The organism is Natranaerofaba carboxydovora (assembly GCF_022539405.1).
GTDB lineage: Bacteria > Bacillota > Natranaerobiia > Natranaerobiales > Natranaerofabaceae > Natranaerofaba > Natranaerofaba carboxydovora.
This window is the reverse complement of sequence record NZ_CP054394.1, coordinates 1,308,452-1,322,095: the sequence shown is the minus strand read 5'-3', so window position 1 is coordinate 1,322,095 and position 13,644 is coordinate 1,308,452. Positions and strand designations below refer to the sequence as shown.

General features: G+C 39.5%; 9 protein-coding genes. All 9 read left to right on the top strand.

The features are described 5' to 3' along the window. The first annotated feature begins 118 nt into the window (after nt 1–118). The 9 genes from ACONDI_RS06340 to ACONDI_RS06300 all read left to right on the top strand — a co-directional run bounded on the left by ACONDI_RS06340 (nt 119) and on the right by ACONDI_RS06300 (nt 13,641). Nucleotides 119–694: a hypothetical protein gene (locus ACONDI_RS06340; RefSeq protein WP_241080629.1), complete on the top strand. Its 576-nt coding sequence runs from the start codon at nt 119–121 to the stop codon at nt 692–694. Between the two features lie 274 nt (nt 695–968). After that, nucleotides 969–1,790 (top strand): DUF4339 domain-containing protein, encoded by an 822-nt coding sequence (locus ACONDI_RS06335; RefSeq protein WP_241080628.1) that lies wholly within the window; start codon nt 969–971, stop codon nt 1,788–1,790. A 16-nt stretch (nt 1,791–1,806) separates the two neighbouring features. Further along, entirely contained in the window at nt 1,807–2,583 is a 777-nt protein-coding gene (locus ACONDI_RS06330; RefSeq protein ID WP_241080627.1) for a P-type ATPase actuator domain-containing protein, read from the top strand. Continuing rightward, entirely contained in the window at nt 2,534–3,070 is a 537-nt protein-coding gene (locus ACONDI_RS06325; RefSeq protein WP_241080626.1) for an HAD-IC family P-type ATPase, read from the top strand. The genes ACONDI_RS06330 and ACONDI_RS06325 overlap by 50 nt, the downstream gene beginning before the upstream one ends. Nucleotides 3,071–3,180: 110 nt before the next feature. Then, entirely contained in the window at nt 3,181–7,992 is a 4,812-nt protein-coding gene (locus tag ACONDI_RS06320; protein ID WP_241080625.1) for an RHS repeat-associated core domain-containing protein, read from the top strand. 32 nt (nt 7,993–8,024) lie between these two features. Further along, on the top strand, nt 8,025–8,465 hold the full coding sequence (locus ACONDI_RS06315) for a DUF4339 domain-containing protein (RefSeq protein ID WP_241080624.1): 441 nt from the start codon (nt 8,025–8,027) through the stop codon (nt 8,463–8,465). Between the two features lie 105 nt (nt 8,466–8,570). Next, the gene (locus tag ACONDI_RS06310) at nt 8,571–9,338 is read left to right on the top strand and encodes a GYF domain-containing protein (RefSeq protein ID WP_241080623.1); all 768 of its coding nucleotides are present in this window, start codon (nt 8,571–8,573) and stop codon (nt 9,336–9,338) included. 81 nt (nt 9,339–9,419) lie between these two features. Beyond that, nucleotides 9,420–12,419 (top strand): hypothetical protein, encoded by a 3,000-nt coding sequence (locus ACONDI_RS06305; protein ID WP_241080622.1) that lies wholly within the window; start codon nt 9,420–9,422, stop codon nt 12,417–12,419. Between the two features lie 43 nt (nt 12,420–12,462). After that, nucleotides 12,463–13,641, top strand: a complete 1,179-nt coding sequence (locus ACONDI_RS06300) for a DUF4339 domain-containing protein (protein ID WP_241080621.1) — start codon at nt 12,463–12,465, stop codon at nt 13,639–13,641. Nucleotides 13,642–13,644: the final 3 nt, after the last annotated feature.

The window sequence follows — 13,644 nt, the reverse complement described above, 5'->3', positions numbered from 1 at the left end:
GTATCTTGGGCAGAAAATTGAGAAGAAAAAGTATAAATTGTTTTAATAAGCTTCCGAAATAAGATAATAAGAGAACAAAAGTAAAACAAACTTCGAGGCGGAAAGGAGGGGAGGTAAAGTGATTAAGTTAACAAATACTTATATAAATTACAATTCTTTGAACATAAGAGGTAATTTAATAACTAAGAATACCAAAAATACAAATAATAGCCAAGATGCTAGAAGTGTTGTCAAAAAAATACAATCTTTTCAGATAGATCAACTAGAGATAAGTATTCATTCATGGAAAGCTAGGTCCTTAACTGAAGATATTATAAATTTTGTTAGTGATTTGTATAATAATAGCAGCAACACAAACAACATTAATAACACTAATAACACAGCAAATGTCCAGAATGGTTCGAAGGAACAACTTAGAAGTTTTTATGCCGTAGCCAAAGAGTCTATAGATAATGGTTTTGGTAATTATAAGAATAATCGAAAATTGTCCCAAGAAAACAAAAATATATTAAATAGTGCCCACAGGCAAGCAGTTAAAGAGTTAAAGGACTGGTATCACAATGGAGGAAAACCAAGGGAAAAAGTTAACTTTACTTCTATAAAAATAAGCACAGCTAGTTACCAATTAGAAATCACAAAAAGGGTTGAAGAATGTATCAACAAAGAATTAAATCAAGAAACTCTGACAATATAAACAAGACTGAAAGTATAAGCAAAAAATAATATAAGTCAATGTAGAAGAATCATGCGACGCATGCGACACTTTCAATATTGATTGAAGGTGTTTTTTTATTGTGTTTTAAAAAGATTTTTAATATCACCCTTTAAGGTGATGTATTAATTATTTAGCCGTGGTAGTGTTTGACTATGCAGTTAGTGTTTTTATTTACATATTTATATTTGATTCCTGTGCAATTTGTTCATATGACTTTTTGCACCTGAATCATATATTGAAAGGGTGAAAAAAGATGGCACAAAACTGGTTTGTTCACAAAAATGGAAAGCAGTTAGGTCCTTATACGCTAGGTGAAATAAAAGAACAACTGAGATCTAATTTTGTAACTGGAGAAGATTATATCTGGAATGAAAATATGTCTAATTGGAGCCAAATAAAACATGTTGAAGAATTAGCTTTATATTCTGCACCTGCTCCTCAAAAGAACAGTACTAAGACAGGTAATAATAAAATGCTGTTCGTTATTGCTGGAGTTTTAGTTGTATTTGTTGGAGTTATTGGACTTGGTTGGTGGGGTGTTAGCTCATTTTTTGGTGGAGATGACAATAACGGCTCTGAGTTTGTTGATACAAATGATAATCTAGTAGAAGAAATAGTAAGTGGAGAAACAAATGAGCCGAATGAAGAATATGAAAAAACAAGTGGACAGACTGCTAGTGAGCAAGTTAATCAAGAGAATACTATTGAAAGAGAGTCAAACGGGGAAATATCAGTTGGTAGTAATACAAGCGAAAGTAATACTGGAATATATAGTAATCATCTAGTTAAAGAAGCCCTTGTCTGGTATTTGACAGATGTTCTAAAGAGTGAAAGTTTTTATGTTTTTTCTTTTGATACCATTGATTCATTTAATATGAGTATGGATGAACTGCGTTCAGTATATGGAGACTTGCCTTTTTATGGGTATTACTATGATACTGAATACGCGCAAGGTGAAACGCTAGAAGTATATATTGAGCTACTTTTCAGTGACCCTCCCTATTCATTCGGGTTAGTATTGGAGTGGGATGACACTTATAACGAGTGGGTGCCAATGAGGTATATAGAGCACTAGAGGGGAGCCAAATAATTTGACCAAACTTCAAAAGACTGTAGTTGGCTTAATTTTAATAATATTAAGCATTATCTTTTATCGTTTTCCAAGGACTTATTTGCTTGCTGATATTACAGCCATTGTAGTTACAATCATTTGCGGCAAGGATATGGTGATAGGTGCCCTAAGAGGTGTGATAAAAGGTGAATTAAATGTTGCAGAACTTGTGACAATAGCAATAATCGCATCACTGTCAATTGGAGAATACCTAGTAGCAGCAGAAGTTGCCTTCATAATGACTATCGGTGGGTATCTAGAAGAGAGGGTAATAGATAAGAGTAAAAAGGCTATTACAGACCTAAAATCCTTAATTCCACAAAATGTACGGTTAAAAATATCATCAGAAGAATCAAAGATAGTATCTATCGATGATATAAAGCCTGGAGACATAATAATTGTCAAACCCGGAGAAGACATCCCAGTGGATGGAACGATAACAAAAGGATCAACCCTTCTAAGCGAAGCAAGTATCACAGGAGAAAGTAGCCCCGTACCAAAGAGAACAGGTGACATGGTCTATGCTGGCTCACTTAATTATGAAGGAGCACTACTGATAAAGACTTCAAGACAAGGTGATAAAACCATCCTTGGCAAAATGGTGGAACTAACAGAAAAAGCCCTTAAGGGAAAGACGCCTACTATCAGGCTTGCTGATAGATTTGCTGCCTGGTTTACACCCCTAGTACTTAGTCGGAATTATCTCAATGGAAGATATTTTAAGAGAAGATATTCTGAAGAGTTTAATAAAAATTAACAAACTTATACCAAAATCAATCTTACTAACAGGTGACAATTACCATACTGCTTACCAGATATCTAGAGAAACTGGGATAAATGAATTCAAGGCTGGGCTTTTGCCAGAAGATAAGGTTAAGGTTCTAGATGAATTAAAAAACCAGGGAAATACAGTAGCAGCAGTTGGTGATGGGATAAATGATGCACCCCTTCTTGCAAAAGCAGATATAGGTATAGCCATGGGAGATACAACTTCGTCTGTAATCCTTGATGCTGGTTCTGTTGTTTTATTAGATGGAGATTTCAGTAAGCTGTCTATGTTCTTAGATATTGCTCGAAACACCAGGAAAATAATCAAACAAAATATTATAGTTTTTGCAATTATATATAATTTGGCTGGTTTTATGTTGGCAGCTTTTGGTTATCTAAGCCCCCTTGGTGGAGCGATTGTTCATAATGTGGGCTCGACAATGGTAGTTCTAAACTCGACCAGGCTAATTAGATAAAATCTACTTATAGCCAGGCATAATAGGCTCTTGTTCATATAACTTTTGCAATGGAATCAAGAATTTACTTGTGATGTTAGTCAGAATCTAGATATTGGGAGGGGAAAATCGTGACTTTTGAACAGGCTGGTAGGAGGTATTTAGTTTTAAGAGAACAGTTAGATAGCGGGGCCATATCTTACCAAGAGTTTGATAGTCAATTAGACGAATTACTGGTAGAAACACCTGATGGTAAGACGTGGAGGATAGATGCTTCCACAGGCACATGGATGGAAAGGGAGAAGGTAATAAATTCTGCAACTGAGAAAAAAATCCACAACTTCACCAACTCTACAGGTAAAAATCCAGAGACCTTATTTCAGCTTTTGATAGTTTTAGTAAAAGGCGTTGGTAGTAGTATTCCTAGAATAATAATGCTTGGACTGATAATGTCTTTTATTACCTGGGTCTCTCATACCTATCTTGTTGCAAGAGTAAACGACGGTTTGATGTATAGACCTGATATGGTAACGGTTAATTCAATAGTCCATCTGCAGGACACACATTTTGCTGGGGTTAATGCTTTTTGGGGGTTGTTAGCTTATTTTATCAGCAGTTTTATCGTCAGGGCACGTTCAATGGGATTTAATAATTGGTTGGAAAATATAAAGCAGACGCCTAATAACATCCAAAATTCTATTCAAAAAAACCAGGAAAAAGGCTTTAGCAGGATAGTTATTGGAGTTTTTATTGCTTTATTTATCAGTTTACTTTATAGGAATTTCATGTTCAGTGGGGTTATGGCACTTGGAATGTTGTTGATACTTACTGCCCATTTCAAAAGCCTTGAGATCATGGTGTTAAAAGTTCTTTTGGGAGACCTTCAAAGGTTATCTGGCAAAAGATTTATGATACTAGGAGAAGAATATGACAGTATATTTCTTGTAATCACGGGTATGGCTGGAGGGTTTTTGCTGGCAGGGCTGATGCGAGCCGGGGCAATATTATTGTTTGTAGCTTGTTTGCTTTCTATTGGAGCTGTAGTTTTTTTGAAAAACAAGGAACATCAAAGATTTGCTCTTAGTATTATCTTTCTCGGTGGAGGGTTATTGTTCTTGGAGCAGCAGGCTATGGCATACTGTGAAGGAGGTAGTTACAGCCAGGCTGGGAGCTGGTCTGATTGGTGGGGAAGTGAGAATGCAGATCTTGTAAGACAGCTTGGTTTGCTGCCTGCTGGGTCTACTTTTCTTGGTGGTATTTTAGGTGGTCTTACATCAGCTATATCACCTGGACTTGCAGGATCATCAATTGTTGGGCAAGGTGATATACAGGTAAGCGAGCCTTTAGCCCAGGATGTTTCATCTACAGAGGTATCTGATTACTCTATAGATCTTGGTGAGCTAAATAGTCCTATATTTAATGGAGGCCCCGGAGATAACCCCAATATTGAGTACTCTGGAGGTAATGGCCCCTCTAGATGTAGTATTAATGGACTTCCCAATTATTATATCAATACTTCTAACCTGGGACTTGTTATTCAGGATACTATCTATTCTTATAACGGTGCAGGACCAAAGATTGACTTAACTATCACATATAACAGCAATGATACCAAGACAAGCGGCATGTTTGGCAATGGATGGTCTTTTGCCTATGATTCATATATTTATTTTGAGAACAACAAGGCCACCTTACGCCGCGGCTCTGGGCAAGAATTAATTTGGCAAATAGGGCAAATAGGGGACGGTTCTCATGCTTCTTCTCAAACTTTTGCTTATATTCCAGATCATTCTCCTATCGAATTGATTCCCTCTCCAGGAAATTTTGATCGTTTGCTATTGTATCAGGACCACTGGTTATATATTGAGAAAAGCACCTCTTATATTTACTATTATCAGCTAAACAATGAAGGCGAAAAAAACTCCTTACTATCTATAATGGATTACAACGGCAATAAAGTAATCCTTGAATATGATAACAATGGCAATCTATCTCGCTTAAAAGACGCTTCTAGTCGTGAGATAACCTTCGAATATGCTGAAGATACTCCGAATAATATGCCAGGTGTTTGCAGTGGTTTTTCTATATCTGATGGTAGAAGTGCTACCTTCAAATATGATGAATATAACAATTTGACCGAGGCAGTAGACTTCTTGGGTGTTATAACCTGTTATGAATATCACCCTGGAGAAAATCTGATTAACAAAATGACTATTGGAAGAAAGAAAAAAACAACAATTTTTGGCTACAAAGAGACAAACGGGTATTACCATATTGACTGTGTTACTGATGCTAGAGGGAAAATTACTAAATATGAGCTTATTTCCTTGTCTCCAGCTCAAGTAAAAACTATTTACCCTGGGGGAAACACTACCACCTACGAGAGTGAAACAGGCTTAACCAAAAAAGTTATTGATCACTTAGGAAACAGCAAAGAATACTCTTATGAAAACGGTTTGAGAGTTTCATTCAAGGACGAAAACGAAAATATTAGCCGCATAAAGTATGATACCAGGGGAAATAAAATTGAAGAGATTAGCCCTAGCGGATATGTAAGAGCTTTTGAGTACGATAATAATGATAACTTGATTGGCATAACTTCACCTTCTGGAGATAGATGGAGTTATGAATATGACAACAATAAAAACCTTATCAAAGCCATATCCCCATCGGGCAACGAAATGACCCAGGAATATAACGATAAGGGTGAGGTAATCTCATTAATCGATCACATCGGAGAGAAACTAATGTTCTATTATGATGATTATGGAAATCTAACAAAAAAGACTGACCAAATAGGTCATTCTACTTGTTATTCTTATGACGAGTGGGGCTATCAATTGCTATCAACTACTGACGCAAATGGCAATACCACTTATTATGAGTATGATGAGAACGACAGAGTTACAAAAATTACTCATTCTGATGATACTTTTAGAAGTCATATCTATGATTGCTGTGCTGCTTTGGTAACAACGGATGAGGTCGGGGGGAATTATGGATTAGAACTAGATCCCCTGCTAAATATCATAAGTGAAATTGACCCTTTAATGGCAGAAGAAAAGTATGTCTATGATGATAACAATAATTTGGTCGAAAAAACAGATGCCCTTGGAAACAAAATAATTCAAAATTATGATACTTTAGGTAGATTATCAAAAGTTCAGGATTCTGCCGGAAGTGAACTAAAGTACCAGTACGATCGACTGGGCAACCTGGTAGGACTAGTTGACAAGGCAGGAAATCAAAACAACTTTACTTATACTCCCGATTATGAACCAGAAAAAGTTACTGATGGGCTATCAAACACTGTTACTAAGCAAATAGATTATAGAAGTAGAATAAAAGAGATGACAAATGCTAGGGGAAACAATGTTGCTTTGAAATGGGATAGTGAAGGAAGAAATTCTGCCAAATATTATGACGGAGAAGAGGTCGCTGCGTTTAAACACGATGCTAATGGTAATTTGACTGAAATAAAAGATCAAGCCGGCGTTACTTCTTATGAATATGACAGCAGGGGTAACATGACAGCTATAAACTACCCGGATGGATATCAGGTTAAATACTCTTATGATCCAGCAGGTAATATTACTTCTATAACGTATCCAGGTGAAGTTAAGATAGAGTATACCTATGATAGCCGTAATCGCATCACCAGCATGGCTTTTGGCGAGAACAAAGTAGAATATAAGTATGATAGTGTAGGCAACCTTCTTGTAGAAACTCGTTCTAATAATACAATAACCACTTATGATTATGATAAAGCCCACAGGCTTACAGGTCTAAAACACAGCTCATCTGAAGAAGTGTTTTGTGAGATAAACTACCTCAGGGATTTGGCCGGTAATATTATTGAAGAAAAAGGAACATATCCTGTAGATCCTCTCCTAGCCCTTGCAAAAGAAGAGTCTTTTGATATAGAAACAAACGAGGCTAACCAAGCAGCTGTAGTTAATAATGAAAAATGTATCTTTGATGATGACGGTAATCTTATATCCTGGGGGGAGGACTCATCAAATGCATACAATCAAGAAAATCAGCTTGTTGAGTGTAGCATTAACGGGGAAAAAACAACTCATAAGTACGATGGCCTTGGGCACCGTTTTGAATCGGTTACTGGTAACAACAGAAAACGATTTTTCTGTGATCAGCAAGGTCGAGTTCTTTTTGAAAAAAATGAAAAAGCTGAGCTAGTACTCTATCTCTACTGTAATCACTTCCTAGCTGCTTCACTAAGACAACTTGATGAAGAAAGTAACACTGAAAATTATTCTGACCAAGTATTATTCTATCATTTTGACAAGACAGGTAATACCCTTGCTCTTACAGACAAAAACGGTGAAATAAAACAGGCTTATGCTTATTCTCCATATGGGACAGTGGTAAAAGAGCAGGATAAAAAAGACGAAAAAGATAAGATAGAAAATCCGTTCACCTATGTTGGTGCATTTGGAGTTATGGATGAAGGAAATGGCCTTTTCTTTATGAAAACCCGTTACTACCAGGCATCTACCGGTAGATTCATTCAAAAAGACCCTATTGGCTTAAAAGGTGGCATAAATTTTTATGCCTATGCAGACAACAATCCACTTCTATATATTGATCCAGAGGGAACCTTTGTTGTAACTTTAGGTGTCGTACTGACAGTAGGTACAGTGGCAGCAGGTGCAGCCACTGCATACGGGGTAGGTAGAACATTTAATAGGTATAGAGAATCGGCAGAAGAAACTGCAAGAAAAAGAGATTCATATTATGATGCTATTAGAAGAGGAGATCCACAAGCTGCTTACAACGCAAGGGATAGGTATGCAGAAAGCTATAATCAGACTGCACAAAGAGGCGGCGAATTTGCAGGAAGGACAACTATAGAAGCATATAGTACTCCGGCAGGATTACCTGGAGAAGCGGTGAAGCTTGTCTGTGGTATGCCAGGAGATTAATTAATTAGCAGGCAAAGGAGAGGTGCTTGGTTATGAAAAAAGTAAAACGTGAGTTATGTTATGAATATGATGAATTAAACCGATTGAGAAAAATTAGTTTTGAAGATAAAAACGGTGATTGTAATGGTATTAATTTAGATATAGATATAAATAGTTTGGTAGATGGGGAAATTAATTATGTTTATGATAGAGCTGATAACCTTATAGCTTGTTACAAAGGCAAAAGACAACCTCAAAAAGACAAAAAAGAAACTAGTTCTGTTACAAAAGTTGATTCAAAAAAAGAACAAGTCAATGAGCAAGGAAATGATTCCAAAGAACAAAGTTGGTATGTACTTCGAGAAAACGAACCTTATGGCCCTTATACATGGGAAGAGTTCAAAGCTCTGAAAGATGAAGGCAGAGTAGCATCTAATGATTTGGTCTGGAACGAAAGCCAAACTAGCTGGGTTAAAGCAGAAGATATACTTTGATTTAAAACAAATTTATGCAAATTTCAAATATCACCTATAAGGGTGATATTTTTTTATTACTTATAGTGATATATTCTTATTAACTTAGAAGGGAGGTTGAAAATCTTGAGAGAATTAAAGAATACTTCCATCACAAATCTTGATAGTTGTTATATCAGCCGTCAGGGAGAAGTTCGTGGGCCTTATAGTAAGCAGCAAATCCTAAACAACATATCAAAAAAAGAGATTGCTATTAATGACTTGGTCTATGATACTTCGTCAAATGAGTGGAAACCCATTAGAGAAATTTTTACTAGTAGTGAAACAAGCAAACAGACTAACAAGTTTTCACGTTTTTGGGGTATGTTTTTAATGGTATTAAATCCGGGGATTTTGCTTAAATCACATCTACAGAGTTATTCATGGCAGTGGGCTCTTTCTGTTTCTGGACTTGCCTTTATGTTATTTTTTGTTCAAACAAGCTCGGATATATATAGAGGGACTTATGGAGAAGGAGGTATATTTACAATTTCCGGTATTTTTATTGCCATACTTGGTTTTCTTTACGGCACTTTAGGAGTTTTCTTATTTGCCATGATGGCCTGGCTAATAGTCAAGGTTTGGGGCAATCATCATACTGCTAAATGGACTGTTAAAGCTTTTGGGCTGGGGTATTCCCCAGCTTTGGTGTATACGACAAGTGGGCTATTGTTTAATATCTTTTTGGGGTGGAATACGGCTTTGACCTTTGGAATCCCTGGTATTCTTTGGGCTACTAGACCCATGATGGCAACACTTAAAGAAATGACTGGTGGCAAAAGAATAGTAAGCCTTCTAATTTCTGTTTTCTTTGGATGTATGATCTTTATGGGTTGGTCCTGGTTTATTTGGTAGCAACTGTATCATCTTAGATCAATTAATTTAATTTAGATCAGTCAATAATGGAGCAATCAAGAATGGAGGTAAAACAAAAATATGAAAGCATTAATATATCTTGTTTTATTTACTTTTCTCTTCTTAACTCCGGGTTCTTTTGTTTATGCCAATATACAGGAGGGGGAAAAACGAACTTATCAGATTACTGGATTTAGAGTAGAAGAAGTTGACTCTTCAGCTAGTATGCAGGCGCCAGAGCCTTTAGGAGGAATGTGGAATGTCGACTATACTAACCCAGGTGCCTGTGAGATAGTTTTGGAATCATCTAGAGTCTATTTAAGTGGACCCCCGCTAAATAATGAAAGAGACGGCAGGGCGGCTCTTGCAACTACTTCTAGTTTAGAGTTAGTACGCCCACCGTATTTATTTTACTCAGATGGAATGTTAGAAGGTAGATTTATAAGTTTTGCTAGAGACAGCTATCCTATTCATTTTCGCGAGGTGGATGCAAAGTATAGTGATAACAGCATTAAAGGAACAATACGGGTCTACAAAGGTGATATAGAATATACTACTTATCCCGACTATGAACATGTCACTAAACTTACTCATTCAGTGAGTTTCGAAGGTCAAGTGGATTCAAGTTCAGGTACTGAAGCTGTAGGAGCAGAAGGCACATCTGATGATTCTTCATTTGCACCAGACTCTCCGGAAGATTTTCGCAGTTGGCATGAGGGCTTCATGGGAGGAGGAGAGCCTTCTAACCAAGGACAAGGTGAAGGCTCCATCTGGGGAGGTATAGGCAAGGTTCCTTTCCCTGAAAATGGTGTTCAAGCGGCTGCTGGTATTTTGATACCTGGTCTTATGGCTATAGGTCTTGATTATATCGGACGTAAAGGAGGTAACGTCACAGCTTCAGCATTGGGAGAAAAAGTCATCTCAAATTCGCGTACTTATGAAGAAATTGTAGAAGCGCCTAATATCAATGACCGAGTTATTGCTGCTGACGGGGAAGAATATATTTATACAACTTCTCCAACAGATGCATCGGATAAGCCTTTTTGGATTTCGGCTAAGGATTATGAGATAGAAAGAAGTCATATAGAACAAGGTCATATCTATCAGGATGGTGCCTGGTTTAGACCTGAGGATGCCAGAAGGCGTCAGTCTAATCTAGAAGAACAGCGCCAAAAGGAGCTTGATAGAGCCGAGACCAGCCCTAATAGCGATCAGCATCTTAAAGATGCTTTTCAGGAGATTAAGGAACAGGAAGAGATGTTAGATCGGCTACAGCAGATGGAGCGAACAGCCTTTAATAGAGGGATGTTAAGCGGGAAAGATGATACTCACGGCAGGATCTGCCAGCTAATTGACGATCTCGTCAATGAAGGCAAAGCTCCAGACCCGGAGCAGGTCAAGCGTATCCGGGATCATATCGGAGGTCGGATCAGCGGTGCTACCCTGGGTCCAAATGACGTGCCAGCACCCGAAAACCCCTGGTGGACCGATGTTGACAGCATGGTGGACTCCCTTGGTGAAACAGGACGCAACATCACTACTGCTACCAATAGTAATGGCACTACCTCCTGGCCTGGCCTAGTGGGGCGGATTGGGATTGGTGCTTTGACGGGCGGTAGTTCTGAGTGGGTTTTTACCCCCATCGGTAGTAATTATACCATTAAAGACGCGATAGACCGGGGAGAAAGTGGGCTAAGTGCCACTTACCAGGGGATAAAACAGACCCTGGTTCAGGACCTCTTTGGCCGGGCTATCGGTGGAGCCGTTAGAGCGACGGGTGGTGCCCTAAGTGGCGCATACGGTAGTCTTGGAGAAGGTGCAGGCGGGGCTGTCAGAGGTGGATTAAGAGGTGGCTGGGGAAGCTTGAAAGAGTCAGGGGCCGACTTGCTGGGCCAGGCCTCGGACCTTTTCAGCAGAAGAGCCTGGGAAGCGACCGGCCGTCGGCTTACCCAAAGCGTCAGCCAGGGTGCTAGCCGGATCGGTAATATTCTTAGTGGACGGGAGGGTTACACAGGCCCGAGAAGCCTTTCTGAACTAGCTGAAAATATTACAGGTAGCTCCTCCAAAGTAAAGTTAACTCCAACAGAACAGTCAAAACTACAACAGTTTGACGATGCTGTCCGCTCTGGGGATCCTGACAGGGTATCCAAGCTCTATAGAAATGGCGGGATGCGAGATTTAGATGCTTTGCAGCGAAAAGGAGCCATTAGCAGGGAAGCTGCCCAGGAGTGTAATAGAATATTAGGTAACCAGGTAAATGAATCCGTGCGCCAAGGGACTCGCGGTGCCATCATTGATACCCAGAACAGTACCCATGTACGAGTTCAAGAGGTTATCGTTGCAGACAGTGGGTCTAGTGCCAGAGGAGCTGCCCCCAGGTTACGGACAGATGCGGATCGCACGGTAATCCCACGGTTTAATAAGTCTGACTTAAACAAATATGCACACAGAAATAATATCAGCCCTGAAGAAGCTTATGAAGAACTTTCACGGCGATTTACCGAATATCACGCCAGAAACGTTGATCAATCCCTACAAAGTCGAGGCTTAAGCGCACAAAACGTTGATTACAAATCTTATGACCGAATAGGTAAGGGGGCGGGCCAAGCGGATTCCTATGCAGAAGGCTTCACCAATGCCCGCCAGGCTACATCTGGTACAGCTGAAGTGTACAGGGTGAACGCAGACGGGTCAGTCCAGAGCCCTTATCGAACATCTGGTCAGGCAGCTGTAGATGCCAACCAGCTCAATAATGCCCAGTACGGTACGGGTCGTATCACTGATAACCCAACGGCCTTTACCCCTGAGGAGGTCAAGTCCGTGCTAAACCAGCAGATTAGAAGCGTTACTACAAACCCTAATGATCCTCTCGTAGTCGCCAAAGCCCTCGGTCGAGCGGAAAAAGGGGCTAATGTGTTACAGCAGAGTCTTAATAATCCAGATCTTATACGAGCAGCAAATGAGATCAACCAGAACCCGGGACGTTTAAACGAAGTCATAGAGACATACGGATTAAGCAGCATCGAAGCTTTTAACGAAATCGGTCGAAATGCGATCACAGAATATTCCCGTAATCTTTAAGTTCATACTGGATTTGCTATCACTACATCTGGAGGGATATTAAATGAAAAGTCAAAACGGTGAATGGATTGGGAAAGCCGAAGAATTTATAGCTTATTTTGAACAAACCGGTAAAAAAAGAGGATCCTTAGATGTACTCCCAAAGAGCCAAAAAGAGATTGATTTTGAATCGGAATTTGAATTGATAGATAAAAAAGAGCTTGATCAAGATCCAGATCAGCTGCGACTATTAGAAAGTTGTCTCTCTGTCCTGGCAGATCCCGAGCAGGTCGTACAGATGCACTATAACCTGGCTGATACAACGGTTTCTCGTTCTATCCTAGCCATGTCCCAAGAGATGCCAGGGTTGTGGGTTACTCTGGCCACAACCGGAGACACCCAGAGAGTTAGTTTTCGTACAGAGACGGAACTTCACCATCTGATCAGTCGTGTGCTCTCTGATGACACTACAGTTCGCTCTACACAGATCGGCTGCGACCTTTCGACTGAAGCAGCTCTGGCTTTTCTGGGGATTCTAGATCAGTACCGCCGGGCCTGGATTATATCTCTTGTCCGGCATTTAGAACCTGTTACCCTTTTTTCTCTATCAGATGTAAAAGAGCGCCTTGAAGAAGCAGCTGTTGAAGATTTTCGCTGGGCACTACCCTTCACGGACAAATTGCTGCCCATCCCGGTAGCAGAGATGTCCGTCTGCGAGGATCCCCGTTCTTCATTATTAGAACTGATAGAAAAAGGCTTGATAGAGCCCGTTGATGAAGAAGCCACTGCCTTTGAATTGACCGAGGCAGGAAAAGTATTAGCTGAAGGAGAAAAACAAGCAGCTAGCCGCATGGTCCTCTCTAAGACCTGCAGCACGAGAAACGGGGAGCTTGCCCACGATGTGCTCTTGTTCACCCGTTCCTCCTTTGATTTGAATTTATTTTTAATGAGTGGCGCTGAAGCGTCTATGTCAAGTCTTTTGCCTGGTGATTTGGAGCTGATATTAGACAATATTATATTTAGGAGTTCTTCTGATGCTGGGCCTGATGTTAGCCCTGAAGTTACATCTAATGATAATCATAAAGCCTGGTATATGATAAAGGACGGGGAACAGTTGGGCGAATTTTCCTGGCAGCAGCTAAAACAGTCAGTGAAAGAAGGAGAACTAAAAAAAGAAGACTTAGTTTGGAATTCAGATTTGCCCCAATGGGTAGAGGCAAACACAATAGAAAACCTATTTTAAGAC

What these genes read in the sequence shown, in the direction of transcription:
- ACONDI_RS06305 (WP_241080622.1), top strand. Translation starts at nt 9,420, where the DNA reads ATGAAAGCATTAATATATCTTGTTTTATTTACTTTTCTCTTCTTAACT.
- ACONDI_RS06325 (WP_241080626.1), top strand. Translation starts at nt 2,534, where the DNA reads ATGGAAGATATTTTAAGAGAAGATATTCTGAAGAGTTTAATAAAAATT.
- ACONDI_RS06315 (WP_241080624.1), top strand. Translation starts at nt 8,025, where the DNA reads ATGAAAAAAGTAAAACGTGAGTTATGTTATGAATATGATGAATTAAAC.
- ACONDI_RS06300 (WP_241080621.1), top strand. Translation starts at nt 12,463, where the DNA reads ATGAAAAGTCAAAACGGTGAATGGATTGGGAAAGCCGAAGAATTTATA.
- ACONDI_RS06335 (WP_241080628.1), top strand. Translation starts at nt 969, where the DNA reads ATGGCACAAAACTGGTTTGTTCACAAAAATGGAAAGCAGTTAGGTCCT.